Source organism: Streptomyces sp. NPDC005017, assembly GCF_042873115.1.
GTDB lineage: Bacteria > Actinomycetota > Actinomycetes > Streptomycetales > Streptomycetaceae > Streptomyces.
The window spans coordinates 65,704-91,254 of sequence record NZ_JBIALD010000029.1 but is presented as its reverse complement, the minus strand read 5'-3'; the positions used below and the strand labels follow the sequence as shown (position 1 = coordinate 91,254).

The 25,551-nt window shown below is 71.4% G+C and carries 22 protein-coding genes and 1 riboswitch; of the genes, 14 read left to right on the top strand and 8 right to left on the bottom strand.

The window, feature by feature from the left end; translation table 11 throughout:
- The 3 genes from ACFYR0_RS32245 to glgX form a co-directional block, all read right to left on the bottom strand.
- The gene (locus tag ACFYR0_RS32245; RefSeq protein ID WP_389336060.1) at positions 1-1,857 is read right to left on the bottom strand and encodes an ABC transporter ATP-binding protein; all 1,857 of its coding nucleotides are present in this window, start codon (positions 1,855-1,857) and stop codon (positions 1-3) included.
- Complete coding sequence (locus ACFYR0_RS32240; protein WP_389336057.1) at positions 1,854-3,632, bottom strand: ABC transporter ATP-binding protein; 1,779 nt, start codon at positions 3,630-3,632, stop codon at positions 1,854-1,856. Before ACFYR0_RS32240 ends, ACFYR0_RS32245 begins: the two co-directional genes overlap by 4 nt.
- Positions 3,633-3,718: 86 nt before the next feature.
- On the bottom strand, positions 3,719-5,974 hold the full coding sequence (gene glgX / locus ACFYR0_RS32235; RefSeq protein WP_389336054.1) for a glycogen debranching protein GlgX: 2,256 nt from the start codon (positions 5,972-5,974) through the stop codon (positions 3,719-3,721).
- Positions 5,975-6,124: 150 nt separating this feature from the next.
- Here glgX and ACFYR0_RS32230 point away from each other — a divergent pair, with 150 nt between their 5' ends.
- The 6 genes from ACFYR0_RS32230 to ACFYR0_RS32205 all read left to right on the top strand — a co-directional run bounded on the left by ACFYR0_RS32230 (position 6,125) and on the right by ACFYR0_RS32205 (position 12,706).
- Entirely contained in the window at positions 6,125-7,363 is a 1,239-nt protein-coding gene (locus tag ACFYR0_RS32230; protein WP_389336051.1) for an Ig-like domain-containing protein, read from the top strand.
- Positions 7,364-7,505: 142 nt separating this feature from the next.
- Positions 7,506-8,750, top strand: a complete 1,245-nt coding sequence (locus ACFYR0_RS32225) for an Ig-like domain-containing protein (RefSeq protein WP_389336048.1) — start codon at positions 7,506-7,508, stop codon at positions 8,748-8,750.
- A 212-nt stretch (positions 8,751-8,962) separates the two neighbouring features.
- Positions 8,963-9,730 carry an enoyl-CoA hydratase/isomerase family protein gene (locus ACFYR0_RS32220; protein ID WP_389336045.1) on the top strand — a complete coding sequence of 256 codons (768 nt, stop codon included), beginning with the start codon at positions 8,963-8,965 and terminating at the stop codon, positions 9,728-9,730.
- 285 nt (positions 9,731-10,015) lie between these two features.
- Positions 10,016-10,519 (top strand): ATP-binding protein, encoded by a 504-nt coding sequence (locus tag ACFYR0_RS32215; protein WP_386383526.1) that lies wholly within the window; start codon positions 10,016-10,018, stop codon positions 10,517-10,519.
- A 187-nt stretch (positions 10,520-10,706) separates the two neighbouring features.
- Entirely contained in the window at positions 10,707-11,501 is a 795-nt protein-coding gene (locus tag ACFYR0_RS32210; RefSeq protein WP_389336041.1) for a polysaccharide deacetylase family protein, read from the top strand.
- Positions 11,501-12,706 carry a hypothetical protein gene (locus ACFYR0_RS32205; protein ID WP_389336038.1) on the top strand — a complete coding sequence of 402 codons (1,206 nt, stop codon included), beginning with the start codon at positions 11,501-11,503 and terminating at the stop codon, positions 12,704-12,706. The genes ACFYR0_RS32210 and ACFYR0_RS32205 overlap by 1 nt, the downstream gene beginning before the upstream one ends.
- 28 nt (positions 12,707-12,734) lie before the next feature.
- Here the strand turns inward: ACFYR0_RS32205 and ACFYR0_RS32200 are convergent, their stop codons facing one another.
- The gene (locus ACFYR0_RS32200; RefSeq protein WP_389336035.1) at positions 12,735-13,367 is read right to left on the bottom strand and encodes a GNAT family N-acetyltransferase; all 633 of its coding nucleotides are present in this window, start codon (positions 13,365-13,367) and stop codon (positions 12,735-12,737) included.
- 168 nt (positions 13,368-13,535) lie between these two features.
- Here ACFYR0_RS32200 and ACFYR0_RS32195 point away from each other — a divergent pair, with 168 nt between their 5' ends.
- The 3 genes from ACFYR0_RS32195 (at position 13,536) to ACFYR0_RS32185 (ending at position 15,085) form a co-directional block, all read left to right on the top strand.
- Positions 13,536-13,748, top strand: coding sequence for an EF-hand domain-containing protein (locus ACFYR0_RS32195; protein WP_386383552.1), 213 nt, complete (start codon positions 13,536-13,538; stop codon positions 13,746-13,748).
- Between the two features lie 72 nt (positions 13,749-13,820).
- Positions 13,821-14,261: a hypothetical protein gene (locus ACFYR0_RS32190; RefSeq protein ID WP_389336032.1), complete on the top strand. Its 441-nt coding sequence runs from the start codon at positions 13,821-13,823 to the stop codon at positions 14,259-14,261.
- A 161-nt stretch (positions 14,262-14,422) separates the two neighbouring features.
- Positions 14,423-15,085 carry an NADPH-dependent F420 reductase gene (locus tag ACFYR0_RS32185; protein ID WP_389336029.1) on the top strand — a complete coding sequence of 221 codons (663 nt, stop codon included), beginning with the start codon at positions 14,423-14,425 and terminating at the stop codon, positions 15,083-15,085.
- Between the two features lie 46 nt (positions 15,086-15,131).
- Here the strand turns inward: ACFYR0_RS32185 and ACFYR0_RS32180 are convergent, their stop codons facing one another.
- The 4 genes from ACFYR0_RS32180 to gcvT form a co-directional block, all read right to left on the bottom strand.
- On the bottom strand, positions 15,132-16,499 hold the full coding sequence (locus tag ACFYR0_RS32180) for an L-serine ammonia-lyase (protein WP_389336026.1): 1,368 nt from the start codon (positions 16,497-16,499) through the stop codon (positions 15,132-15,134).
- Positions 16,500-16,560: 61 nt separating this feature from the next.
- Positions 16,561-17,823: a serine hydroxymethyltransferase gene (gene glyA, locus ACFYR0_RS32175; protein WP_389336024.1), complete on the bottom strand. Its 1,263-nt coding sequence runs from the start codon at positions 17,821-17,823 to the stop codon at positions 16,561-16,563.
- Positions 17,824-17,831: 8 nt separating this feature from the next.
- Positions 17,832-18,209 carry a glycine cleavage system protein GcvH gene (gene gcvH / locus ACFYR0_RS32170; RefSeq protein WP_389336021.1) on the bottom strand — a complete coding sequence of 126 codons (378 nt, stop codon included), beginning with the start codon at positions 18,207-18,209 and terminating at the stop codon, positions 17,832-17,834.
- A 109-nt stretch (positions 18,210-18,318) separates the two neighbouring features.
- Positions 18,319-19,437: a glycine cleavage system aminomethyltransferase GcvT gene (gcvT, locus tag ACFYR0_RS32165; protein ID WP_389336018.1), complete on the bottom strand. Its 1,119-nt coding sequence runs from the start codon at positions 19,435-19,437 to the stop codon at positions 18,319-18,321.
- A 175-nt stretch (positions 19,438-19,612) separates the two neighbouring features.
- Positions 19,613-19,706, bottom strand: a riboswitch (glycine riboswitch).
- 172 nt (positions 19,707-19,878) lie between these two features.
- Here gcvT and ACFYR0_RS32160 point away from each other — a divergent pair.
- From ACFYR0_RS32160 to ACFYR0_RS32140, 5 genes are all read left to right on the top strand, one after another.
- Positions 19,879-20,553, top strand: coding sequence for an AAA family ATPase (locus ACFYR0_RS32160; RefSeq protein WP_389336087.1), 675 nt, complete (start codon positions 19,879-19,881; stop codon positions 20,551-20,553).
- A 115-nt stretch (positions 20,554-20,668) separates the two neighbouring features.
- Positions 20,669-21,430, top strand: a complete 762-nt coding sequence (locus ACFYR0_RS32155) for an enhanced serine sensitivity protein SseB (RefSeq protein ID WP_389336015.1) — start codon at positions 20,669-20,671, stop codon at positions 21,428-21,430.
- A gap of 96 nt (positions 21,431-21,526) precedes the next feature.
- Positions 21,527-22,318, top strand: coding sequence for an enhanced serine sensitivity protein SseB C-terminal domain-containing protein (locus tag ACFYR0_RS32150; protein WP_389336011.1), 792 nt, complete (start codon positions 21,527-21,529; stop codon positions 22,316-22,318).
- Between the two features lie 328 nt (positions 22,319-22,646).
- Positions 22,647-23,654, top strand: a complete 1,008-nt coding sequence (locus ACFYR0_RS32145) for an ABC transporter permease (RefSeq protein WP_389336008.1) — start codon at positions 22,647-22,649, stop codon at positions 23,652-23,654.
- 70 nt (positions 23,655-23,724) lie between these two features.
- Positions 23,725-25,524: an ABC transporter substrate-binding protein gene (locus ACFYR0_RS32140; protein WP_389336005.1), complete on the top strand. Its 1,800-nt coding sequence runs from the start codon at positions 23,725-23,727 to the stop codon at positions 25,522-25,524.
- Positions 25,525-25,551 lie beyond the last annotated feature (27 nt).

Here is a 25,551-nt window from a genome sequence, read left to right as displayed (position 1 = left end):
TCATGCGAGGCTGTCCCGCCACGCCCGGTGCAGGTCCGCGAACCGGCCCGTGCCGCCCACGAGTTCGGCGGGGGTGCCGTCCTCCACGACGCGGCCGTGCTCCATCACCAGTACCCGGTCGGCGATCTCGACCGTGGAGAGCCGGTGCGCGATCACCACCGCGGTACGGCCCTTGAGCACGGTCGTCATCGCCCGCTGCACCGCGCGCTCGCCCGGGATGTCCAGCGAGCTGGTCGCCTCGTCCAGGATCAGCACCGCCGGGTCGGCCAGCAGCGCCCGCGCGAACGAGATGAGCTGGCGCTGCCCCGCGGAGACGCGGCCGCCCCGCTTGCGCACGTCGGTGTCGTAGCCGTCGGGCAGGGCGCTGATGAAGTCGTGCGCGCCGATCGCCTTCGCGGCCCGCTCGATCTCCTCGCGGGTGGCGTCGGGGCGGCCGATGGCGATGTTCTCGGCGACCGTGCCGGAGAACAGGAACGCCTCCTGGGTCACCATCACCACCCCGCGCCGCAGTTCGGACACGGCCAGCTCGCGCAGGTCGACGCCGTCCAGCAGCACCTGGCCCTCGGTCGGGTCGTAGAACCGGGCGAGCAGCTTGGCCAGCGTGGACTTGCCCGCGCCGGTCGAGCCGACCACGGCGACCGTCTGCCCGGCCGGCAGGGTCAGGTCGAAGCGGGGCAGCACCTCGCCGCCGGTGCGGTAGGCGAACCGGACGCCGTCGAAGACGACCTCGCGGCCGGGCAGTTCGCCGGGCGCCGGGGGAAGCTGCCGGGGAGCGGCGGGCTCGGGGACCGTCGGCGTCTGCGCCAGCAGCCCGGCGATCTTCGACAGCGAGGCGGCCGCCGACTGGTAGGAGTTGAGGAACATGCCCAGCCGGTCGATCGGGTCGTACAGCCGCCGCAGGTACAGCACGGCCGCGGCCAGCACACCCAGTTCCAGGGTGCCGCCGGCGACCCGGTAGGCCCCCCACAGCACGATCAGCGCGACGGCGGTGTTGGCGACCAGCCGGGAGCCGACCACGTAGCGGGCCATCTCCAGCAGGGCGTCGCCGTTGGTGCGCTCGTGGCGGTGGTTGAGCGCGCCGAACTCGGCGTCGTTGACCGTCTCGCGGCGGAACGCGCGCACCGGGCGGATGCCGTTCATCGTCTCCACGAACTTCACGATCACCCGGGCGATCGCCGTGGAGCGCTCCTCGTACACCCGGGCCGCCCGCCGCTGGTACAGCCGGACGAGCCCGTACAGCGGCACGAACGAGGCCACCGCGACCGCGCCGAGGCCGAGGTCCAGCCAGAGCAGCAGCGCCGAGATGTAGACGAAGGACAGCACCACCGTGACGAGTTCCTGGAGGCCCTCCTCCAGCAGCTCGCGCAGCGACTCCACGTCGGTGGTGGACCGGGAGATCAGCCGGCCCGAGGTGTAGCGCTCGTGGAAGTCGACGCTGAGCGCCTGCGCGTGCCGGAAGATCCTGCCGCGCAGGTCGAGCAGCACGTCCTGGCTGACCCGGGCGGAGGTCACGATGAACGCGTACTGGAGGGCGCCCGCGGCGAGCGCGCTCAGCAGATAGCCGGCCGCCACCGCCCACAGCGGGCCCAGGTCGTCCTCGCGGAAGGCGGGGACCGCCCGGTCGATGGCGTACGCGACGAGCAGCGGGCCCGCCTGGACCGCCGCCTGCTGGAGCAGCAGCACGAGCGTGGTGAGCGCGACCCTCGCCCTCATGGGGGCGAGCAGGGAGCGCAGCAGGGCGCCCACGGCCCCCGGCGGTGTGGGCAGGGTGTCGTTGTCGAACGGGTCGTCGCCGCGGCGCGCCGGTTCGTCGTCGGCCGGGTCCTGGGTCGTCGCGCCGGCGGCTGTCGCCGTCATACCGGGGCCTCCTCGTCCGCTCCGGACATCAGGTGCGCGTACTCGGCGTTGGTGCGCAGCAGTTCGTGGTGGGTGCCGACGGCCGCGATACGGCCCTCGGAGAGCAGGGCGACCCGGTCGGCGAGCAGCACGGTGGAGGGCCGGTGCGCCACGATCAGGGCCGTGGTGTCGGCCAGCACGCGGCGCAGGGCGGCCTCCACGGCGGCCTCCGTGTGCACGTCCAGCGCGGACAGCGGGTCGTCCAGCACCAGGTAACGGGGTCTGCCGACGACGGCGCGGGCCAGCGCCAGCCGCTGCCGCTGCCCGCCGGAGAGGCTGAGGCCCTGTTCGCCGACCTGGGTGCCGGTGCCCTGGGGCAGGCTGTGGGCGAAGGCGGCCTGGGCGATGTCGAGGGCCCGGTCGAGGTCCTCGGGGCCCGCGTCGGCGCCCGCTCCCATCAGGACGTTCTCCCCGACGCTCGCCGAGAAGAGGGTGGGTTCCTCGAAGGCGACGGCGACCAGGGCGCGCAGTTCCTCGCGCGGGACGGTGGTGATGTCCACGCCGTCGACGGTGATCCGGCCGCCGGTCGCCTCGTGCAGCCGGGGGACCAGGGCGGTCAGGGTGGTCTTGCCGCTGCCGGTCGCTCCCACCAGGGCCATCGACTCGCCGGGTCTGACGTGCAGGTCCAGACGGTCGAGGACGGGCGCGCTGTCGGCGGAGGCGTCGGGATAGCGGAAGGTGACGCCCTCGAACCGCAGTCCGTCGTGGCCGGGGTGCGTCACGGCGGCGGGCGCGCCCGGGTCCTCCGGCTCCTCGTCCATCACCTCGTAGTAGCGCTCCGTCGCCGTCGCCGCCTCCTGGCTCATGGCCAGCAGGAAGCCGATGGAGTCGACGGGCCAGCGCAGCGCGAGGGCGGTGGAGAGGAAGGCGACGAGGGTGCCCGCGGACAGCACGCCGTCGGCCACCCGTACGGTGCCGAGCACCAGCGCGGCGCCGATCGCGAGCTCCGGGAGGGTCACGATGACGGCCCAGATCGCGGCCAGCAGACGGGCCTTGCGCAGCTCGGTGCCCCGCAGGGTGCGGGACAGCTCGCGGAAGGCGCGGGCCTGGCTGCGGTGCCGGCCGAAGCCCTTGACGATACGGATGCCGAGGACGCTCTCCTCGACCACCGTCGTCAGGTCGCCGACCTGGTCCTGGGCCAGCCGGGCCACCTCGGCGTAGCGCTTCTCGAAGAGCACGCAGGTGACGACGACCGGGACCGTCGGGATCAGGATCACCAGGCCGAGGACGACGTCCTGGGCGAGCATGATCACGATGCCGGCGAGGATCGTCACCCCGTTGACGAGGAGGAAGGTCAGCGGGAAGGCCAGGAACATGCGCAGGAGCATGAGGTCGGTCGTCGCGCGCGACAGCAGCTGGCCGGAGGCCCAGCGGTCGTGGAAGGCCATCGGGAGCCGCTGGAGACGCCGGTAGAGGGCGTCCCGCATCGACGCCTCGACCGCCGCCAGCGGCCGCGCCACCAGCCAGCGCCGGAACCCGAACAGCAGGGCCTCGGCGAAGCCGAGCAGCAGCAGGAACAGCGCGCCCAGCCACACCCCGGCCGGGTCGCGGCCGGCCACCGGCCCGTCCACGACCCACTTCAGGACGAGCGGGATCACCAGCCCCACACAGGAGGCGACGACCGCGACGAACGCGGCGGTGAACAGCCGCGCCCGGACGGGCCGGACAAACGGCCACAGGCGCAGCAGACTGCGGACGGCGGAGTGGTCCTCGGGGGTTGCACGTGTCGTGGGCATCAGCAGCGAGCCTACGGTTCACCACTGACACTGCCCACCGAGTTTCGGCCCGGCCGCCCTCCGCTCCTGGTCCTAGGACCCGCCCCTCAGCCCACCTCGAACAGCAGCACCGACCGTGCCGGCACCGTGATCACCGCCCCCGCCCGGTGCACGACCGCCGGTGCCTCGCCCTGCTCCTCGCGGGAGGTGTCGACGACCAGCTCGTAGCTCTCCGCCCACGGCGGCCCCGGCAGCACGAACTCCGCCGGACGGTCGGCGGCGTGCAGGACGGCCAGGAAGCTCTCGTCGAGCACGGGGGCACCGCGGCCGTCCCGGCCGGGGATGTCCCGCCCGGACAGATACATGCCGAGCGTGGCGGCGGGCGCGTACCAGTCGCCCTCGGTCATCTCCGTGCCCCGCGCGGTGAACCAGGCCAGGTCCCGCAGCCCGTCCGCCGAGTGCGGCCGCCCCGAGAAGAACGCCCGGCGGCGCAGCACCGGGTGCCGGTGGCGCAGCGCGATCAGCCGGGACGTCAGCTCGAACAGGGCCTTCCAGCCGGGGTCCCCAAGCAGCGACCAGTCCACCCAGCTGATCTCGTTGTCCTGGCAGTAGGCGTTGTTGTTGCCGTGCTGGGTGCGCCCGAGCTCGTCGCCCGCGACCAGCATCGGCACCCCCGTCGACAGCAGCAGGGTGGTCAGCAGGTTGCGCAGCTGCCGCCGCCGCAGCGCGCGCACCCCCTCGTCGTCGCTCTCGCCCTCGGCGCCGCAGTTCCAGGAGCGGTTGTCGTCGGTGCCGTCCCGGTTGTTCTCCCCGTTGTCCTCGTTGTGCTTGTGGCCGTACGAGACGAGGTCGCGCAGCGTGAAGCCGTCGTGCGCGGTGACGAAGTTGACCGAGGCGTAGGGCCGCCGGCCGCCCCAGGCGTACAGGTCGCTCGACCCCGACAGGCGGTAGCCCAGGTCCCGCACGTCGGGCAGCGCGCCCCGCCAGAAGTCGCGCACGGCGCCCCGGTAGCGGTCGTTCCACTCCGTCCACAGCGGGGGGAAGGCGCCCACCTGGTAGCCGCCCGAGCCCACGTCCCACGGCTCCGCGATCAGCTTGACCCGGCGCAGCACCGGGTCCTGGGCGATGACCGCGAGGAACGGGGAGAGCATGTCGACGTCGTGCATCGAGCGGGCCAGCGCGGCCGCCAGGTCGAACCGGAAGCCGTCCACCCCCATCTCCGTCACCCAGTAGCGCAGCGAGTCGGTGATCAGCCGCAGCACCTGGGGCTGGACCACGTGCAGGGTGTTCCCGCAGCCCGTGTAGTCGGCGTAGCGGCGGGCGTCGGCCTGGAGGCGGTAGTAGCCCCGGTTGTCGATGCCCTTCAGCGACAGCGTCGGGCCCAGCTCGCCCGCCTCGGCCGTGTGGTTGTAGACCACGTCGAGGACGACCTCGATCCCGGCCGCGTGCAGCGCCCGCACCATCCGCTTGAACTCGCCGACCTGCTGGCCCGCCGTACCGGAGGCCGCGTAGGCCGCGTGCGGGGCGAAGTAGCCGACGGAGTTGTAGCCCCAGTAGTTGCGCAGGCCCCGGCGCAGCAGATGGTCCTCGTGCGCGAACTGATGGACCGGCAGCAGCTCCACGGCCGTCACGCCCAGCTTCACCAGGTGCTCGATCGCCGCCGGGTGCGCCAGCCCGGCGTAGGTGCCGCGCAGTTCCTCGGGAACGCCCGGGTGCAGCTTGGTGAAGCCGCGCACATGCAGCTCGTAGATCACCGAGTCCGCCCACGGGGTCTTCGGGCGGCGGTCGTCCGCCCAGTCGTCGTCGTCATGGACGACGACGCCCTTGGGGACGTACGGCGCCGAGTCGCGGTCGTCGCGGACCGTGTCGGCGATCTGCTGCTGCGGCCAGTCGCGGACATGGCCGTAGACCTCCGGCGGCAGCGCGCCGTAGTCGTTCCCCGCGGCGGCGTCCACCGCGCGCGCGTACGGGTCGAGCAGCAGCTTCGCCGGGTTCCAGCGGGCGCCGGTCCACGGGTCCCAGCGGCCGTGCACCCGGTAGCCGTAACGCTGGCCGGGCAGCACACCGGGCACGAAGCCGTGCCAGATCTCATGGGTGAGCTCGGTCAGCCGGGCCCGCGTCTCACGGCCCTCCTCGTCGAACAGACACAGCTCGACGGCCTCCGCCCCACCCGCCCACAGCGCGAAGTTGGTGCCCGCCACGCCGTCCGGGCCGACCCGGTACCGGGCGCCCAGCGGGGTCGGCGCACCCGGCCACACGGGCATGGCGGGGACCGGGGCCCCGCGTCGCGCCCCCTCGACGACGACGGCGGCCGTACGCCCGTCCTGGACGGCCACCGCCTCCTGCTCGGCTGCGCTCGACACCTGTCGGCCTCCCGCGGCTCGTGGCACGACACGGAGAGGGCGCGCCGGCTACGCCCTCACCTCGGCTCGTGTCGTCCCTTCCCACTGTTCTGCCCAGAGCTTGGGTCGCACTCACGTTTCCGCAGGGCTCGCCCGTCGTTGGGCACTGATGTGAGGCACGTACATGGGCGCGCTCGGCGCGCGGGGGCCGCTCTGGCCGCCGTACTGACATGGGCAGGACTGCTGGCCGGCGCGGCCGGCTGCACGGGCGGCGGGGGGCTGGACAGCATGCTGGGCAAGCCCCGCGCGCCCGAGGACGTCATCCGGATCACGCCGCAGGACGGCAGCAGGGACGTGCGGCCCGGCCGGCCGCTGGCCGTCACGGTGCCCGACGGGCGGCTGGAGTCGGTGAAGGTCACCGCGTCCCAGGACGCCCAGGAGACGGAGGTCCCCGGCCGGATCTCCGCCGACGGACTGAGCTGGCGGCCCGACGACGAGCGGCTCGCGCTGGCCGCCCGGTACAGCGTCGACGTGGTCGCCCTCGACGGCCACGGCCGCCGCTCGGCCCGGCACACGACGTTCACGACGTACGTCCCGCGCGAGCGGTTCATCGGGTACGTCAGCCCGGAGAACCGCGCCACGGTCGGCACCGGGATGATCGTCTCCCTGGAGTTCAACCGGGAGATCGTCGACCGCGCCGCGGTGGAGCGCGCGGTACGGGTCACCTCGCGCCCGGCGGTGGAGATCCGCCCGCACTGGTTCGGCGACGGCCGGCTGGACTTCCGGCCCGAGCAGTACTGGAAGCCCGGCACCCAGGTGACCGTCGAGCTGCGGCTGCGGGACGTGGAGGGCGCGCCCGGGGTGTACGGGCTCCAGCACAAGACCTTCGGCTTCACGGTCGGCCGCAGCCAGGTCTCCCTCGTCGACGCCGCCCGGCACACCATGGAGGTGCGGCGCGACGGCGAGCTGCTCGCGACCGTGCCGGTCACCGCGGGCGCCCCGAAGACCACCACGTACAACGGGAAGATGGTGGTCACCGAGATGTACGAGGTGACCCGGATGAACGGCGCCACGGTCGGCTTCAAGAAGAAGGACGGCAAGGGCGAGTACGACATCCCGGACGTCCCGCACGCCATGCGGCTGACCCGCTCCGGCACCTTCCTGCACGGCAACTACTGGGCGGACCCCTCCGTCTTCGGCAGCAGCAACGTCAGCCACGGCTGTGTCGGCCTCCAGGACGTCAAGGGCGGCGGGGCGCAGACGCCGGCGGGCTGGTTCTTCGACCGGAGCCTGATCGGGGACGTGGTCGAGATCGTCGGCAGCAAGGACAGACAGGTCGCTCCCGACAACGGCCTCGGCGGCTGGAACATGGGCTGGCGGGAGTGGAAGGCGGGCAGCGCCGTGAAGTAGCTCCCCGGACCGGGCCGGTTGGGACCGAACGGTGACAATCGCGCGACCTCGGTGCTCCTGAACAGGCGGTTAATATGCGCCAATGCGCGCAGGAGCCGCGCTGTCGCGGGCCCGACCAGGCCCGGGGGAGGGGAGTAGTACGTTGAAGGTTCGACCGATACCGGGGGCGTCGGTTGACGCGGGTGGGCGGCGGCTGGGGGCCGTGTTCGCCGGTGTGCTGCTGCTGGCCGTGACGGCCTGCGGCGGTGGGGGATCGGACGCCGGGAAGGACGACCCGGCGGGTGGCAAGGACAAGGGCAAGAACGCGGCGCCCGCCGCGAGCGGGCAGTCGCAGGCCGTCGTCACCATCGCGCCGAAGAACGGCGCCACCGACGTCGACACCAGCGGCAGTCTGAAGGTGGCGGCCGCGGGGGGCAAGCTGACCGAGGTGGTCGTCAAGGACGGCAAGGGCACCAGGATCGACGGCGAGATATCCGCCGACGGCGCCTCCTGGACGCCCGCCACGCATCTGGCCGCCGCCACCAAGTACCAGGTGCACGCGGTCGCCAAGGACTCCGAGGGGCGCCAGGCCGCCGAGGACTCCAGCTTCACGACGCTGACCCCGGACAACACCTTCGTGGGCACGTTCACGCCCGAGGACGGTTCCACGGTCGGCGTCGGCATGCCGTTCTCGGTCCGCTTCACCCGGGGCATCACCAACCCCGACGACGTGGAGAAGGCCGTCAGGATCAAGACCGAGCCGGCCGTCGAGGTCGAGGGCCACTGGTTCGGCAACGACCGCCTCGACTTCCGGCCCGAGAAGTACTGGAAGGCCGGCACCAAGGTCACCGTCGAGCTGAACCTCGACGGCGTCGAGGGCCGTGACGGTGTCTACGGCGAGCAGTCCAAGACCGTCTCCTTCACCGTCGGCCGCTCGCAGGTGTCGATCGTCGACGCCTCCAAGCAGACCATGAAGGTCATGCGCGACGGCAAGCTGTTCAAGACCGTCCCGGTGACGACCGGCAAGCCCGGCTACGCCACCTGGAACGGCGCGATGGTCATCAGCGAGAAGTTCACCGTGACCCGGATGAACGGCGACACGGTCGGCTACGACGGCGAGTACGACATCAAGGACGTGCCGCACGCCATGCGCCTGACCGACTCCGGCACCTTCGTGCACGGCAACTACTGGGGCGGCGACGCCTTCGGCAACTACAACGCCAGCCACGGCTGCATCGGGCTGCGCGACGTGCGCGGCGGCTGGGACAAGGACGTCGAGGCGGCCTGGTTCTTCAAGCAGTCGATGGTCGGTGACGTGGTGCTCGTCAAGAACTCCACCGACCCGACCGTCGAGCCGTCCAACGGCCTCAACGGCTGGAACATGTCCTGGGACGAGTGGAAGAAGTAACCCTTTCGCGTCCGGCGGGCCCGGTGCCGTGACCCACGGCGCCGGGCCCGCCGTCGTCGTGGTGGTGGCGAGGGGGCGGTGTGACCGACGGCACCGCAGCGCTCTCGGTCAGCCTTCGTGCTGTGTCTGCCCGGGGACGCCCCCCGGTCCCCCGGCCGGGTGTGACCGACCGCACCGCGGCACACCCGGTTAGCCCCCGTTAACCTGCCTCCATGACCGTGAATCTCGAAGTCGCCGAGGGCGTCGGCACGCTGCGCCTGGACCGCCCGCCGATGAACGCGCTGGACATCGCCACGCAGGACCGGCTCAAAGAGCTCGCCGAGGAGGCCACCCGCCGCGACGACGTGCGCGCGGTCGTGATCTACGGCGGTGAGAAGGTGTTCGCGGCGGGCGCGGACATCAAGGAGATGCAGGCCATGGACCACACCGCGATGGTCCTGCGCGCCAAGGCCCTCCAGGACTCCTTCACCGCGGTGGCCCGCATCCCCAAGCCGGTCGTCGCCGCCGTCACCGGCTACGCCCTCGGCGGCGGCTGCGAGCTCGCGCTGTGCGCCGACTACCGCATCGCCGCGGACAACGCCAAGCTCGGCCAGCCGGAGATCCTGCTCGGCCTGATCCCGGGTGCCGGGGGCACCCAGCGGCTGTCCCGGCTGATCGGCCCCTCCAAGGCGAAGGACCTCATCTTCACCGGCCGTATGGTCAAGGCCGACGAGGCCATGACGCTGGGTCTGGTCGACCGGATCGTGCCCGCCGCCGACGTCTACACCGAGGCGCACGCCTGGGCCGCGAAGCTCGCCCAGGGCCCGGCGCTGGCGCTGCGCGCCGCCAAGGAGTCGGTCGACGTGGGGCTGGAGTCCGACATCGACACGGGTCTGGCCGTGGAGCGCAACTGGTTCGCCGGGCTGTTCGCCACCGAGGACCGCGAGCGGGGCATGCGCAGCTTCGTGGAAGAGGGGCCGGGCAAGGCGAAGTTCCTCTGAGAACCCTGTGAATCCCCCTCGGCCCTCTTGTAATTGACGGGGCGTCTGATCCGGGTCCCTCGATGGGGCGGATTATGGAAGCCTTAAGGCAGCCTTAAGCCGCTCCCCTCGAGGGAGCCCGTCCCTCACCGACGGACAGGTTGTCCTCGCAGGTCAAGCGGGCCGCGGCAGCCCTCGAACTGCCTACGGCATATGTCGATCGATTTCGGCGGAATGAAGGCTTCCGGGGGGCTTATTCCTCAGGAACGGCCCCGCGAGCGGTTGCGGGCGGCCATGATGGGGGGCATGGCGGGGCTGGAGGGCATCGAACAGCCGCGGGGACACAGCCGTGCGACGGCGGCGCGCTGGTCGCCTGCGGTCGAGGACGAACGAGCGCTCAAGGCGCTGGAGTTGTTCGGCAACCCGACGGAGCGGGAGATCCCCCTGCCCTCCCGCCCGGAGTCCGCGGCCACGGCCCGCCGACTGGCCCAGGTGGTCGTGCTGCGGCACTGGGGGCTCAGTCCGAAGCTCACCGAGGACGTGGTGTTACTCGTGTCGGAGCTCGTGGGCAACGCCGTGCGGCACACCGGGGCCCGGGTGTTCGGGCTCCGGATGCACCGCAGGCGGGGCTGGATCCGTGTGGAGGTGCGCGATCCCTCCCGGGGGCTGCCGTGTCTGATGCCGGTCCAGGAGATGGACGTCAGTGGGCGGGGACTGTTCCTCGTCGACAAGCTGTCCGACCGCTGGGGCGTCGATCTGCTGCCGCGCGGCAAGACCACCTGGTTCGAGATGCGGGTCGCCGACCGCTGAGCGCGACGGGTGGGACCGCGGCGTCCCGAGTCGGGCCGGACCCCGGACGCCACGGCGGGCCGGACCCGGGATCGTAGGTCGAGCCGCACCGCCGAAACGCAGGCCGGACCATCGGACCGTACGCCGGGCCGGGGCGGCGAACGGGCCAATCACCCGATTCCGGACCGATCCTCCGTTAAATGGTCCCGTGACCTCCGCCGACCGCCGCTCGGCCCTCCGTAACGCCGCCGGGCTCGCCGCCGCCACCACCGCCGCCGCGTTCGGCTCGGGCTGTTCCGCCGAGCCCTCGGCGCCGACCGAGCCGCGGCACGCACAGAACCCCCAGGCCTCGCGCGGCCCCCGTTCCTCCCCGCCCGCCCCGGGCCCCCGCCGCTTCCCCGCGCAGCCCGCGCAGATCGGCCACGGTCCCCGCGACCGGCCCCGCGTCGCCCTCACCTTCCACGGCGGCGGCGACCCCGCCACCGCGCGGGCCCTGCTGGCCGAGGCCGAACGGCACGACGCCCGCGTCACCGTGCTGGCCGTCGGAACCTGGCTGGACGAACACCCCGCGCTGGCCCGGCGCGTGCTGGACGGCGGGCACGAACTGGGCAACCACACCCTGCGCCATCTCGACATCAACGCGATGCCCGAGGCCGAGGCCCTCGCCGAGATCACGGGCTGCGCCGGCCGGCTGAAGCGGCTGACCGGCTCGATCGGGAGCTGGTTCCGGCCCTCCCGTGCCGCGCGGGCCTCACCGCTGGTGGAGCGGCTGGCCCACCGCGCCGGCTACCCGCACCTGCTGTCGTACGACGTCGACTCGCTCGACTTCACCGGGTCCGGCGGCCCCGCGGTCGCCCGTACCGTGCTCGGCTCCGTCCGGGGCGGCTCCGTGGTGAGCCTGCACTTCGGATACGCCGACACCGTCGCCGCCCTCCCCGCCGTACTGGACGAACTCGACCGCCGTGGTCTGCGCGCGGTCACCACCACGGAGTTGCTCAGCTGATGCGCCCAAACACCCTGCCCGCCTCCGCCCTGACCCGCGGGTGCCTCGCGACCGCCGCCCTGCTCGCCCTGGCCGCCGTCGCAGCCTGCGGCACCGGGGACAAGGGCGGCGGCGGCCCCGCGACCAAGACCGCGGCCGTGCCCGCGCCCGCGAAGAAGCAGCGCCCCGTCGTCCAGGGGCTGCCGGGGATGCCGCCCGTGCTCGACCCGAAGGACGTCTACGCGGCCGACCGGCCGGGCATGCTCTCCCCGGTCGTCAAGGACTTCCCCTCCCGGGTCTACGTCCCCAACACCGAGTCCGACACCGTCTCGGTGATCGACCCGGAGACGTACAAGATCGTCGAGACCCTCCGCGTGGGCCGGCAGCCGCAGCACGTCGTGCCCTCCTGGGACCTGAAGACCCTCTGGGTCAACAACAACCGCGGCCACACGCTCACCCCGATCGACCCGAGGACCGGCAGGGCGGGCGAGCCGGTCGAGGTCCACGACCCCTACAACCTCTACTTCACGCCCAACGGCAGGTACGCCGTCGTCATGGCCTCCCTGGACCGCGAGCTCGTCTTCCGCGACCCGCACACCATGAAGACGGTCAGGACCGAGCCGGTCACCTGCTACGGCGTCAACCACGCCGACTTCTCCATGGACGGCAAGTACTTCATCGTCTCCTGCGAGTTCAGCGGGGAACTGCTCAAGGTCGACACCGAGAAGATGAAGGTGGTCGGGCAGCAGAAGCTCCCCTTCGAGGGCGCCATGCCGCAGGACGTGAAGATCTCCCCCGACGGCAGCACGTTCTACATCGCCGACATGATGGCCGACGGCATGTGGGTGCTCGACGGCGACAGGTTCACCGAGCCGACGCTCCTGCCCACCGGCAAGGGCACCCACGGCCTCTACGTCAGCCGGGACTCGCGCGAGATGTACGTCTCCAACCGGGGCGAGGGCACGATCTCCGTGTTCGACTTCGCCCGGCGCGAGGTCACCAGGAAGTGGCGGCTGCCGGGCGGCGGCAGCCCCGACATGGGCGGCGTCTCCGCCGACGGCAAGGTCCTGTGGCTGTCCGGGCGTTACGACGCCGAGGTGTACGCCATCGACACCCGCACCGGCGCCGAGCTCGCCCGGATCAAGGTGGGCAGCGGGCCGCACGGCCTCGCGGTGTACCCGCAGCCGGGCCGCTACTCCCTCGGGCACACCGGCGTCTTCCGCTGAGCGCCCCTCGGCACGGCCGCCCCGCGTGCTACCGGACGCGCAGCAGCGCCTCCGCGCCCACCTGCCGGAAACCGGCCGCCCGGAACGCCCGCGCGCTGCGGGCGTTCCCCGGCGCCACCTGCGCCCACAGCGGCTCGTCGACGAGGTGCCGAGCGGCCGCCACCAGCGCCCGGCCCAGGCCCCGGTGCCGGGCGTCCTCGTCGATCTCCACCGACACCTCCAGCCGCCCGGCGACGCCCCGGCCGGTCACCAGCACGCCGCCCCGCGCCGTCCAGGCGCGCACGTCGTCGCGGCGCTCGCGGGCGTAGGCGACGCGCGGATGGGAGGGGTCGGAGATCTCCTCCAGCGGCAGCGGCGCCTCACCCTGCAGCGGGGCGGCGACCAGCACCGCGTCGACGCACTCGGTCGTACGGCCCGTGCGTTCCAGCAGCGCGGCCAGGAACCGCGGGTTCATCGTCGCGGCGAGGGGGTCGCAGTCGAGGCCGCGCAGAGTGTCGTGCACCCAGCGCGGGTCCTCGTCGGTGAAGACGACCGAGTGGGCCGTGAAGGCCATCACACCGGCGTCCCGGTGCGAGGGCTGGGGCACGACCGTCGTACGGCCGTCCGGCGGCGGGAACTCACCGCGCGCGGCCGCGTCGAGTACGTCCCGCAAGCTCTCCACCTGTGCTCCTCGTGTCCCGCCGCCCGGAAGGATCACCGTCGCACACCCGGCCGCCGGACACGAGTGCCTACCGGTGGTCGCCGCACCGGGTGCTCCGGCGGGCCGTTAGTCTGACCTGCGTCCGTACGACAGGTACGACGGCAAGGTATGACGAAGAGGGGCGGATCGGTGGCCGACATCGAAGAAGCACGCAAGCAGTTCGACCGCATCGACACGGACGGTGACGGTCAGATCACCTCGGCCGAGTTCAAGGCCGCCCTGGCTCAGCAGGGTGACTGGAACGTGACCGAGTCCGTCGCCGAGGCCATCATCGCCAGCCGCGACCTGAACGGCGACAAGCTGCTGTCGTTCGACGAGTTCTGGGCCCACCTGAACAAGTGACGCGTGCTCCGAGGGGCGCCCGCCGGGAGATATTCCCTGGCCGGGCGCCCCTTCGCGCGTGAGGATCACGCCATGGGAAGCGACATCTACGGCAGGGTCGAATGCCGCACCGGGAACGGCGCGTGGGACCACGAGGACGACGAGTGGGACTGCGCCGTCAACCTGGACCTGCTCTTCCTCGGCCGCGACTACGCCTCGTTCGGCTGTCTCTTCGGCGTGCGCGAGGTGTACGACTTCGAGCCGCTGTTCCCGGGCCGGGGCCTGCCCGAGGACGCCTCGACACCGACGCGCGAGGCCGTCGGCGACCCCGGCGAGTGGCACGGCGTGTCCTGGTTCACCTGGGCCGAGATGCAGCGCGTCGACTGGGACGAACGGTCCCGCTGCGAGGACGCGCCGACCCGGCGCGAGGTCGTGCTGGAGAAGGACGTGTGGCGTCCGGTCTGGAGCGTGATCCGCACACTCGCGGGCCTCTACGGCGACGACAACGTCCGCCTCGTCGTCATGTTCGACTAGGACGCTTCCGGCGGATCCCGCCTCCGCCGCCGCACGGCCCACCGCACCGGCGGGATCGTCGTACGGATCTGATCCGGGGAATCCGGAATAGCCCTCGGTGGTACCGGGGTTGATGCCACCGACGGTTATATGCAGGTGCATCGATCCTGGAAGGGTCAGCCATGAAGATAGGCATCATCGGCGCGGGCAACATCGGCGGCAACCTCACCCGGCGGCTCACCGCCCTCGGCCACGAGGTCGCGGTGGCCAACTCCCGTGGCCCGCAGAGCCTCACGGCCCTCGCGCAGGAGACGGGCGCGACCCCCGTCCGCGTCGAGGACGCGGCCCGGGACGCGGAGGTCGTCGTCGTGACGGTCCCGCTGAAGGCGGTCCCGGACCTGCCGCGGAACCTGTTCGCGAAGGCGGCCGAGGGCGTCGCCGTGATCGACACCGGCAACTACTACCCGCGCGAACGCGACGGCCGGATCGCCGGCATCGAGGACGAGGGCCTGACGGAGAGCCGCTGGACGGAACGCCATCTCGGCCACCCGGTGATCAAGGTCTTCAACGGCACCTACGCCGAGGACCTCATCGACCGCCCGCGTCCGGCCGGCGACCCCGACCGCATCGCCGTACCCGTAGCGGGCGACGACGCCGCCGCCAAGGCCACCGTCCGCGCCCTGGTCGAGGAACTCGGCTTCGACACCGTCGACGCGGGCGGCCTGGACGACTCCTGGCGCCAGCAGCCCGCCACCCCGGTCTACGGCCTGCGCGCCGGCGTGGAGGCCGTACGCAAGGCCCTGACGGAGGCGTCCCCGGAGCGCACACCGGAGTTCAGGGGCTGAGAGAGGTCCCGGTGGCCGGTGCGCCCGCACCGGCCACCGGCCGCTCTCAGCACTCGATGATGTTCACCGCCAGGCCGCCCCGGGCGGTCTCCTTGTACTTCACCGACATGTCCGCGCCGGTGTCCTTCATGGTCTTGATGACCTTGTCCAGGGAGACCTTGTGGGAGCCGTCGCCGCGCATGGCCATGCGGGCGGCGGTGACCGCCTTGACCGCGGCCATGCCGTTGCGCTCGATGCAGGGGATCTGCACCAGGCCGCCGACCGGGTCGCAGGTCAGGCCGAGGTTGTGCTCCATGCCGATCTCGGCGGCGTTCTCGACCTGCTCGGGGCTGCCGCCGAGGACCTCGGCGAGGGCGCCCGCGGCCATGGAGCAGGCGGAGCCGACCTCGCCCTGGCAGCCGACCTCGGCGCCGGAGATGGAGGCGTTCTCCTTGAAGAGCATGCCGATGGCGCCGGCGGCGAGGAGGAAGCGGACCACACCGTCCTCGTCGGCGCCCGGCACGAAGTTGATGTAGTAGTGCAGGACGGCGGGGATGATGCCGGCCGCGCCGTTCGTCGGGGCGGTGACCACCCGGCCGCCCGCCGCGTTCTCCTCGTTCACCGCCATCGCGTAGAGCGTGATCCACTCCATCGACAGCGCCAGCGGGTCGCCCTCGGAACGCAGCTTGCGCGCGGTCGTCGCGGCCCGGCGCTTCACCTTCAGACCGCCCGGCAGGATGCCCTCGCGGGCCATGCCGCGCGACACACAGGCCTGCATCACGCGCCAGATGTCGAGGAGCCCCTCACGGATCTCCTCCTCGCTCCGCCAGGCCCGCTCGTTCTCCAGCATCAGCGCGGAGATCGACAGACCGGTCTCCTTCGTCAGGCGCAGCAGCTCGTCACCCGTGCGGAAGGGGTACTTCAGGACCGTGTCGTCGAGCTTGATCCGGTCCGCTCCGACCGCGTCCTCGTCCACGACGAAGCCGCCGCCGACCGAGTAGTAGGTCTTGGAGAGCAGCTCGGCGCCCGAGGCGTCGTACGCCCAGATCGTCATGCCGTTGGCGTGGTACGGCAGGGCCTTGCGCCGGTGGAGCTTCAGGTCGCGGTCGAAGTCGAAGGCGATGTCGTGCTCGCCGAGCAGGTTCAGCCGGCCCCGCGACCTGATCGACTCCACCCGCTCGTCGGCGGTCTCCACGTCCACCGTGCGCGGGGAGTCGCCCTCCAGGCCGAGCAGCACCGCCTTCGGGGTGCCGTGGCCGTGGCCGGTCGCGCCGAGGGAGCCGTACAGCTCGCAGCGGACGGAGGCGACCGCGGGCAGCAGGTCCTCGTTGCGCAGCCGGCGCGCGAACATCCGCGCGGCGCGCATCGGGCCGACCGTGTGGGAGCTGGACGGGCCGATGCCGATCGAGAACAGGTCGAAGACCGAGATGGCCACGGAAACTCCTCAGTACGGGGTGGCAGGGCACCCGGGATCGCCGGGTGCCCCCGCCGGGGACTTACTTGTTCAGGCCGGGGTACAGCGGGTGCTTGTCGGCGAGAGCCGTCACCCGGGCCTTGAGCGCCTCCGCGTCGTAGGACGGCTTCAGCGCCAGCGCGATCACGTCCGCGACCTCGGCGAAGTCCTCGGCCGTGAAGCCGCGGGTGGCGAGGGCGGGCGTGCCGATCCGCAGACCGGAGGTCACCATCGGCGGCCGCGGGTCGTTGGGGACGGCGTTGCGGTTGACCGTGATGCCGACCTCGTGGAGCCGGTCCTCGGCCTGCTGGCCGTCGAGCTCCGACTCGCGCAGGTCGACCAGGATCAGGTGCACGTCCGTACCGCCGGACAGCACGTTCACCCCCGCCTCACGGGCGTCGGGGGCCGTCAGCCGCTCGGCGAGGATACGGGCACCGTCCACCGTACGCCGCTGGCGCTCCTTGAACTCCTCGCCCGCGGCGACCTTGAAGGACACCGCCTTGGCCGCGATCACGTGCTCCAGGGGACCGCCCTGGAAGCCCGGGAACACCGAGGAGTTCAGCTTCTTGGCGAACTCCTTCTTCGCCAGGATGATGCCGCCGCGCGGGCCGCCGAGCGTCTTGTGCGTCGTGGAGGTCACCACGTGCGCGTGCTCGACCGGGTTCGGGTGCAGGCCCGCGGCCACCAGGCCCGCGAAGTGCGCCATGTCGACCCAGAGGAACGCCTCGACCTCGTCGGCGATCCGGCGGAACTCCGCGAAGTCCAGCTGGCGCGGGTACGCCGACCAGCCCGCGATGATCACCTTCGGGCGGTGCTCCTTGGCGAGCCGCTCGACCTCGGCCATGTCCACGAGACCCGCGTCGTCCACGTGGTACGCGACCACGTCGAACTGCTTGCCCGAGAAGTTCAGGCGCATGCCGTGGGTCAGGTGACCGCCGTGCGCCAGGTCCAGACCGAGGATCGTGTCGCCCGGCTTGGCCATCGCGAACAGCGCGGCCTGGTTCGCGGAGGCACCCGAGTGCGGCTGGACGTTGGCGTACTCGGCGCCGAACAGGTCCTTGATCCGGTCGATCGCGATCTGCTCGGTGACGTCGACGTGCTCGCAGCCGCCGTAGTAGCGGCGGCCCGGGTAGCCCTCGGCGTACTTGTTCGTCAGCACCGAGCCCTGCGCCTCCATGACGGCGAGCGGAGCGAAGTTCTCCGACGCGATCATCTCGAGCGTGGACTGCTGACGCACCAGCTCGGCGTCGATCGCCGCGGCGACCTCCGGGTCGAGCTCGTGCAGGGGGGTGTTCAGGGAGGACATGCGACTCCTCAGCCGGCGATGTAGGCGGAGTACTCGTCGGAGGAGAGCAGGTCGTCCTGCTCGCCCGCGACACGGACCTTGAACAGCCAGCCGCCCTCGAACGGAGCGGAGTTCACCAGCGCCGGGTCGTCCACGACGTCCTGGTTGACGGCGGTGATCTCACCGCTGACCGGCGAGTAGAGCTCGCTGACCGACTTGGTCGACTCCAGCTCACCGCAGCTCTCACCCGCGGTCACCGTGTCACCGACCTCCGGGAGCTGGACGTAGACGACGTCGCCGAGGGCGTTCGCCGCGTGCTCCGTGATGCCGACCGTCGACACGCCGTCCTCGGCGGCCGACAGCCACTCGTGCTCCTTGCTGTAGCGCAGCTGCTGGGGGTTGCTCATGGCCTGAATTCTCCTGTACGCGAGGTGATGCTGATGCAGGGGGACCGCCCGGGGCGTGCGTGAGCAGCGCGAACGTGCCCGACGCCATCGCGGCGGTGCTACGAAACTGTCACTTCTGACGCTTGTAGAAGGGCAGCGCCACGACCTCGTACGGCTCGTGGCTGCCCCGGATGTCCACGCCGACACCCGCGGTGCCCGGTGCCGCGTGCGCCGCGTCGACGTACGCCATGGCGATCGGCTTGCCCAGCGTGGGGGAGGGAGCGCCGGAGGTGACCTCGCCGATCACCTCACCGCCCGCGACCACGGCGAAACCGGCGCGCGGCACCCGGCGGCCCTCGGCGACCAGACCGACCAGCACCCGCGGCGGGTTCTGCTCGGCGCGCGCGGCGGCCTCGGTGAGCGCCTCGCGGCCGACGAAGTCGCCCTCCTTCTCGAACTTGACCACACGGCCGAGCCCGGCGTCGAAGGGGGTGAGCGAGGTGGTCAGCTCGTGCCCGTACAGCGGCATGCCCGCCTCCAGGCGCAGTGTGTCGCGGCAGGACAGGCCGCACGGGATCAGGCCGACCCCCGCGCCCGCCTCGGTCAGCGCCTGCCACAGCGCCACGGCGTGCTCCGGCTTCACGAACAGCTCGAAGCCGTCCTCGCCGGTGTAGCCGGTGCGCGCGATCAGCGCCGGGACGCCCGCGACCGTGCCGGGCAGACCCGCGTAGTACTTCAGGCCGTCCAGGTCGGCGTCCGTCAGCGACTTCAGGATGCCGGGGGACTCCGGGCCCTGGACGGCGATCAGCGCGTACGCGTCACGGTCGTCGCGGACCTCCGCGTCGAAGCCGGCCGCGCGCTCGGTCAGCGCGTCCAGCACGACCTGCGCGTTGGAGGCGTTGGCGACGACCATGTACTCGGTCTCGCCCAGCCGGTAGACGATCAGGTCGTCCAGGATGCCGCCGTCGGCCCGGCAGATCATCGTGTAGCGGGCCCGGCCCACGCCCACGGCGGCGATGTTGCCGACGAGCGCGAAGTTCAGCAGGGCCCCGGCCTGCGGGCCGGTCACGGTGATCTCGCCCATGTGCGAGAGGTCGAAGAGTCCGGCCCTGGTCCGCACGGCGTTGTGCTCGTCGCGCTCGGAGCCGTAGCGCAGCGGCATGTCCCAGCTGGCGAAGTCGGTCATCGTCGCGCCCAGCGAGCGATGCAGGGCGTCGAGCGCGGTAAGGCGCAGTTCGGTACTGCTCATCGGTCGGTCGTCTCCCAAGTACACGACAGGCGAGGTCATTCCTCCCCATCTGTCATCGGAACCTGAGAGGTTCGCCATGACCGCCCGTACACATACGTACAGTGACGCGGGGGAAGGACATGGCTTGCACCTTGGGTGGGACCACTGCTGGCAGCGGCCCGCTTTTCAGATGTGCCTCGCCCGCGCGGTAACGGGGCCTGAGAGATTCAAGGGAGGGACTTGCTCCTTCGGCGCCCCAGACGGGCTGGGGACTCTCCCGCGCGGATTCAAACGGCCGGTATGCAGTTGGCGCGCCCATCATTGCACGCATCCGCCGAGCAGGGCAGGCCGCATCTGTAACCGGGCTGTGGCACTACGCACACGAAATCCGGAGGCGCACCGGATTACCGTCTCTTTACACTCGATGGGCAAGGGTCTCGTGACCCGCCCCAGGGGAGGACGATCACGGTGAACAGGACCACGCCGTACGCCACGAGCCCGGCCCTCGCGCTGCCCGCACGGACCGGTGCCCCGGCCACGGACGCCTGCCCCGCGCACTCCGCACCCGTCGTCCGCGACCTGCGCGAGCGCGCCGGCCGCAGCCCGCACGCCCTGCTCTTCGGCCCCGCCGACCTCGTCGTGATCACCGGACTGCCCGGCAGCGGCAAGTCCACCCTGATGCGGCGGACCGTGCCCGGTACCCGCATCGACTCCCAGGACACCCGCGACCGCTTCGACGCCCGCGCCCCCCGCTTCCTGCCGTACGCCGTCTACCGCCCACTCGTCCGCCTCGCCCACTACGCCCGACTGCGCCGCGCCCTGCGTACCGGCCGGGGCGTCGTCGTGCACGACTGCGGCACCCAGGCCTGGGTGCGCGGCTGGCTCACCCGCGAGGCCCGCCGCCGCGGCGGCACCCTGCATCTGCTGCTCCTCGACGTCACCCCCGAGCAGGCCCTGGCCGGCCAGCGCGAGCGCGGCCGCGGGGTCTCGCGCTACGCCTTCCGCCGCCACCGCGGCGCCGCCGCGCGCCTGCTGCGCCGCGTCGAGCGCGGCGCACTGCCCGGCGGCTGCGGCTCGGCCGTCCTGCTCGACCGGGACGCCGCGGACACCCTGCGCCGGATCGGGTTCACGGGCTGACGGACCGGCCGTGGGAGCTTGCCCGTTCCCATGGGCCGGGCACGCCGACGGGCGGGCCGCACGTACGGGTTAGCCTTTCAGCCACAGCAGGTTCACGGCAGGCGGTAGGCAGCAGATGGACTTCCCGGCGCAGGCGCACCCCCATCCACACGGCGGATGGCCCGGCAACGAACTGGAGGAGGTGCTCTCCGCCTCCCTCGGCGTGCCGTCGGCCGGCGCCCGCCTCGTCGAGGTCCTCGGCCGCAGCTTCGTCTGGGTGCCGCTGCCGTCCGGCGGCGGCCCGGACAGCGGCGAGCTCGACCTGCCCACCCTGGAGATCGAGGGCCAGGCCTACGTCCCGGTCTTCACCTCCGAGGAGCAGTTCCGCCTCGGCGCGGGCCCGAACATGTCGTACGCCGTCGCCCCCGCCGTGGAGTTCGCCCGCGGTCTGCCCCCGCAGGCCGGCATCGCGCTCAACCCCGGCGGCGTGGTCGGCGTGCCCCTCCCGCCGGCCGCCGTCGCCGAGCTCTGCCGCTCCGGCCGCACCCCGCTGGACGGCCCGGCGAGCGGCGGCCGCGTCCGCCTGTACGAACCCGACTGGCAGGAAGACCCCGTCGCCTTCCTCTCCGCCGCCTCCGCCGAGTTCGACGCCACCGGGGTCGTGCGCACGGCCCGCCGCTGTCTGGCCGCGATCGAGACGGCCGACCCGGCGCTGTTCGTCGGTGTCGAACTCGCACAGCTGGACGGCGACCCGCTCGCGGCGCCCACCGCGGCCCTGGGCCGGGCCCTGGCCCAGGCCCCCGTCCCGTGGCCGGTGAACCTGGTCCTGCTGGACGTGGCGCAGGACCCGGTGGGGGACTGGATGCGGCAGAGGGTGCGCCCGTTCTTCCAGAAGTAGGGGATCACGGAACCCACCGAGCTCTCCCCCGGTCCTCCCCCCGGACGGCATAACCTGGTTTCATAACCCGGTCAGAAGAAGAAGGGGCGTAACACAGTGAGCGCGAGCGGCACCGCCGCGACCGGCACGGTCGAGCACACGCTGCGCCAGGTCACCCCGGGGCGTTACGACGCCTACGAGGCGCTCCTGCGTGCCCTCGCGACGCCCGTCTCCGGCCAGGTCTGGATGCTGCTCTGGCACGGCCAGGCGGGTTCCCCGGACGCCCAGTACGGCACGATGCACGTCGGCGGCCACTCCTACGCGCCCTGTGTGACCTCCGCCCAGGAGCTTTCGGCCAGCGGCTGGAACCGCAGCTACGAGGTCGTCGACGCCCTCGACGTGGCCCGCACCCTGTACCCCGACCACTACGGCCTCTGGCTCAACCCGCACGCCCATGGCGGCGGCGTCGGTGTGCCCTGGCTCGATCTGCGCCGGATCGCGACGGGTCTGGACCGCCAGCCGGCCGGCCCGCTGCGGCTGGCCGAACCCGGTATCGAGATCCCGCAGTTCTACGCCCTCCTCGCGCAGAACGCGCATCGCACCCCGGCCGTGCGCACCCTGCGCCGCGCCTGGGTGCAGCCGGCGCTGGGCGCACCGTACCTCGCCATCGGCCTGGACGTGTACGAGACCTCGCCGTCGGCCGTGGACTCGGTGCGCGCCATGATGCACCAGTCCATCGGCGCCGTGCCCGACGGGCTGCCCGTGTCGACGGTGGCGATGTCCGACGAGTACTGCCCCGTCGCGATGTGGATGCGGTCCAACGCCCGCCCGTTCTACGACCGCGAGGCACACGCGGCTCCGGCGCCCGCCGCGGGCTACGGATACCCGCCGGCGCAGGGCATCTTCTGAACTGTCTCACCGTGCAAGCCAGTTGAAGCTTCATCGAGTCATCTGCGCGCGTAGACGGAAGAGATATCGACCGATCTGTCCGTTTGAATCCAACTCGTCCTCGTCCGAGGGGCGTTACCGTCTGTCCGGATAACGGATTCCCCAGGACAGCATCACGTTTAGGCATCCATTCATCGTCAAGTCTGGCAACAGATCGCCAAAGCGTTGAAGACTCCCGCTCCAGGGGCGTTCGCCCGGGTGTTCGCCCCTGTATGTACGACGGACTGACAACGCCGCTACAGCGGCAAGTGCGGGCCGGCTACCGCCGGTTGAGAGGGGTCCCTGCCAGATGACGGCACCATTGCACGAGCCGACCGCCGAAGCGGCCCCGAGCGCGGTCGAAGAGGCCGCGGCAGTAGGCGGCGGAGCGAAGGCCGTACAGGGCCGCTCCCTCGGCCGGATCGCCTGGGAGCGTCTCAAGCGCGACAAGCTCGCCCTCGCGGGCGGTGCCCTGGTCCTGCTGCTCATCCTGGTCGCCGTTCTCGCGCCCCTGATCACCAGCCTCGTGGGCCAGGACCCCGAGTCCCACCACGAGGACCTGATCGACCCGCTGTTCGGCACCCCCACTGGCTCGCTGGGCGGCATCAGCGGCGACCATCTGCTCGGCGTCGAGCCGGTGAGCGGCCGCGACATCTTCGCGCGCATCGTCTACGGCGCCCGGATCTCGCTGCTCGTCGGCTTCCTGTCCGCGGTCGTCGCCGTCGTCCTCGGTACCGTCCTGGGTATTCTCGCCGGGTTCTTCGGCGGCTGGGTCGACTCCCTGATCAGCCGGGTGATGGACGGTCTGCTGGCCTTCCCGCAGCTGCTGTTCATCATCGCGCTCGTCTCCGTCATGCCGAGCGAGATGCTGGGCCTGGAAGGCACGAACGTCCGTCTGTTCGTCATGATCCTGGTCATCGGCTTCTTCGGGTGGCCCTACATCGGACGCGTGGTGCGCGGCCAGACCCTCTCCCTGCGTGAGCGGGAGTACGTCGAGGCCGCCCGATCGCTGGGCGCCGGGCGGTTCTACATCCTCTTCAAGGAACTGCTGCCCAACCTGGTCGCCCCGATCGTCGTGTACACGACGATGATGATCCCCACCAACATCCTCACCGAAGCGGCACTCAGCTTCCTCGGCGTGGGCGTCAAGCCGCCCACGGCGTCCTGGGGGCAGATGCTCTCCAACGCGATCGACTACTACGAGTCGGACCCCATGTACATGGTCGTCCCCGGTGTAGCGATCTTCATCACGGTTCTGGCCTTCAACCTCTTCGGCGACGGCGTGCGTGACGCGCTCGACCCGAAGGGCTCGCGCTGAACTGCCGTACCCCAAGCGACCCGTGGCACCGCTCACGGGATCTCTCATCACAACCGGAGGATCCGAGATCGTGACTACCCAACGCACCTCAGGGCGGCGCAAGCAGGCCATGGCCGCTGCCGCGGTGGTCGCCGCGCTGCTGACCACGGCGGCGTGCGGCGGCGGCGACGACAGCGAAGGCAAGGGCGGGTCCAAGACCGGCGCGGCCGGCTTCGACGCGGCCAACAACAAGGTCGCCCAGGCCGACCTGGCCAAGAAGGGCGGCGAGCTGAAGTTCGCCGGTGCCCAGGACGCCGACTCGTGGGACACCACCCGCGGTTACTACGGCTTCATGTGGAACTTCGCCCGCTACTACAGCCGCCAGCTCGTCACGAACAAGACGGAGCCGGGCAAGGCGGGCGCCGAGCTCACCCCGGACCTCGCCACGGGTCTGGCCAAGGTCACGGACGACGGCAAGACCTACACGTACACCCTGCGTGACGACGTCACCTGGGAGGACGGCAAGCCGATCACGTCCAAGGACGTCAAGTACGGCATCGAGCGCGTGTGGGCGCAGGACGTCCTCGCCGGCGGCCCGACGTACCTGAAGGAGGTCCTTGACCCCAAGGGCACCTACCAGGGTCCGTACAAGGACAAGTCCGCGGACAAGCTCGGCCTGAAGGCCATCGAGACCCCGGACGACAAGACCATCGTCTTCAAGCTCCCGAAGGCCAACTCGGACTTCGAGGAGATGCTGGCGCTGATCTCCGCCTCCCCGGTCCGCCAGGACATGGACACCAAGTCCAAGTACGGCCTGAAGCCGTTCTCCTCCGGCCCCTACAAGTTCGAGTCGTACGACCCGGGCAAGGGCCTGAAGCTGGTCCGCAACGAGAACTGGAAGCAGTCCTCCGACCCGGTCCGCAAGGCGTACCCGGACGTGATCTCGCTGAAGATCTTCTCCAACGCCAACGAGATGGACCAGCGCCTGATCGACGGCACCTACGACCTGGACATCAACCAGACCGGCATGTCGCCGCAGGGCCGCACCACCGCCCTGAAGAAGCACAAGGCCAACCTGGACAACCCGGTCTCCGGTTACATCCGTTACGCGGTCTTCCCGCAGAGCGTGAAGCCGTTCGACAACGAGCACTGCCGCAAGGCCGTGATCTACGGTGCCGACCACGTGTCGCTCCAGAACGCCCGCGGTGGCCCGATCGCCGGTGGCGACATCGGCACCAACATGCTCCCGCCGTCCATCCCGGGCTCCGAGGGCCAGTCCTACGACCCGTTCGAGCTGGCCACGGCCAACAAGAGCGGCAACGTCGCCAAGGCCAAGGAAGAGCTGAAGGCCTGCGGTCAGCCCAACGGCTTCAAGACCACCATCGCGGTCCGCAACAACAAGCCGGTCGAGGTGGCCACCGCCGAGTCGCTCCAGGCGTCGCTGAAGAAGGTCGGCATCACCGCCGACATCGAGCAGTACGACGGCTCGCAGACCTCCGGCATCATCGGCAGCCCGTCCAACGTGGCCAAGAAGAAGTTCGGCATCATCATCATGGGCTGGGGCCCGGACTTCCCGTCCGTGCAGGGCTTCGGTCTGCCGCTGTGGAGCAGCAGCTACATCCTCGAGTCGGGCAACAACAACTACGCCCTCATCAAGGACAAGGCGATCGACGGCCTGTTCGACGACTACGTCAACACCCTCGACGACGCCGAGAAGACCAAGATCTCCACTGAGATCAACCACAAGGTCATGGAGGGCGGCTACTACCTGCCCTTCGTCTTCGAGAAGTTCATCAACTGGCGCGGTGACCGCCTGGCGAACGTCTACACCACCGACGGCTACAGCGGCATGTACGACTTCGTCAACCTCGGCCTGAAGTCCGCGAAGTAACCCCGGCACACCCGCCGCACGGCACGA

What these genes read in the sequence shown, in the direction of transcription:
- ACFYR0_RS32245 (WP_389336060.1), bottom strand. Translation starts at nt 1,857, where the DNA reads ATGACGGCGACAGCCGCCGGCGCGACGACCCAGGACCCGGCCGACGAC.
- ACFYR0_RS32240 (WP_389336057.1), bottom strand. Translation starts at nt 3,632, where the DNA reads ATGCCCACGACACGTGCAACCCCCGAGGACCACTCCGCCGTCCGCAGT.
- ACFYR0_RS32220 (WP_389336045.1), top strand. Translation starts at nt 8,963, where the DNA reads ATGACCGTGAATCTCGAAGTCGCCGAGGGCGTCGGCACGCTGCGCCTG.
- ACFYR0_RS32215 (WP_386383526.1), top strand. Translation starts at nt 10,016, where the DNA reads ATGGCGGGGCTGGAGGGCATCGAACAGCCGCGGGGACACAGCCGTGCG.
- ACFYR0_RS32205 (WP_389336038.1), top strand. Translation starts at nt 11,501, where the DNA reads ATGCGCCCAAACACCCTGCCCGCCTCCGCCCTGACCCGCGGGTGCCTC.
- ACFYR0_RS32190 (WP_389336032.1), top strand. Translation starts at nt 13,821, where the DNA reads ATGGGAAGCGACATCTACGGCAGGGTCGAATGCCGCACCGGGAACGGC.
- ACFYR0_RS32185 (WP_389336029.1), top strand. Translation starts at nt 14,423, where the DNA reads ATGAAGATAGGCATCATCGGCGCGGGCAACATCGGCGGCAACCTCACC.
- glyA (WP_389336024.1), bottom strand. Translation starts at nt 17,823, where the DNA reads ATGTCCTCCCTGAACACCCCCCTGCACGAGCTCGACCCGGAGGTCGCC.
- gcvH (WP_389336021.1), bottom strand. Translation starts at nt 18,209, where the DNA reads ATGAGCAACCCCCAGCAGCTGCGCTACAGCAAGGAGCACGAGTGGCTG.
- gcvT (WP_389336018.1), bottom strand. Translation starts at nt 19,437, where the DNA reads ATGAGCAGTACCGAACTGCGCCTTACCGCGCTCGACGCCCTGCATCGC.
- ACFYR0_RS32155 (WP_389336015.1), top strand. Translation starts at nt 20,669, where the DNA reads ATGGACTTCCCGGCGCAGGCGCACCCCCATCCACACGGCGGATGGCCC.
- ACFYR0_RS32145 (WP_389336008.1), top strand. Translation starts at nt 22,647, where the DNA reads ATGACGGCACCATTGCACGAGCCGACCGCCGAAGCGGCCCCGAGCGCG.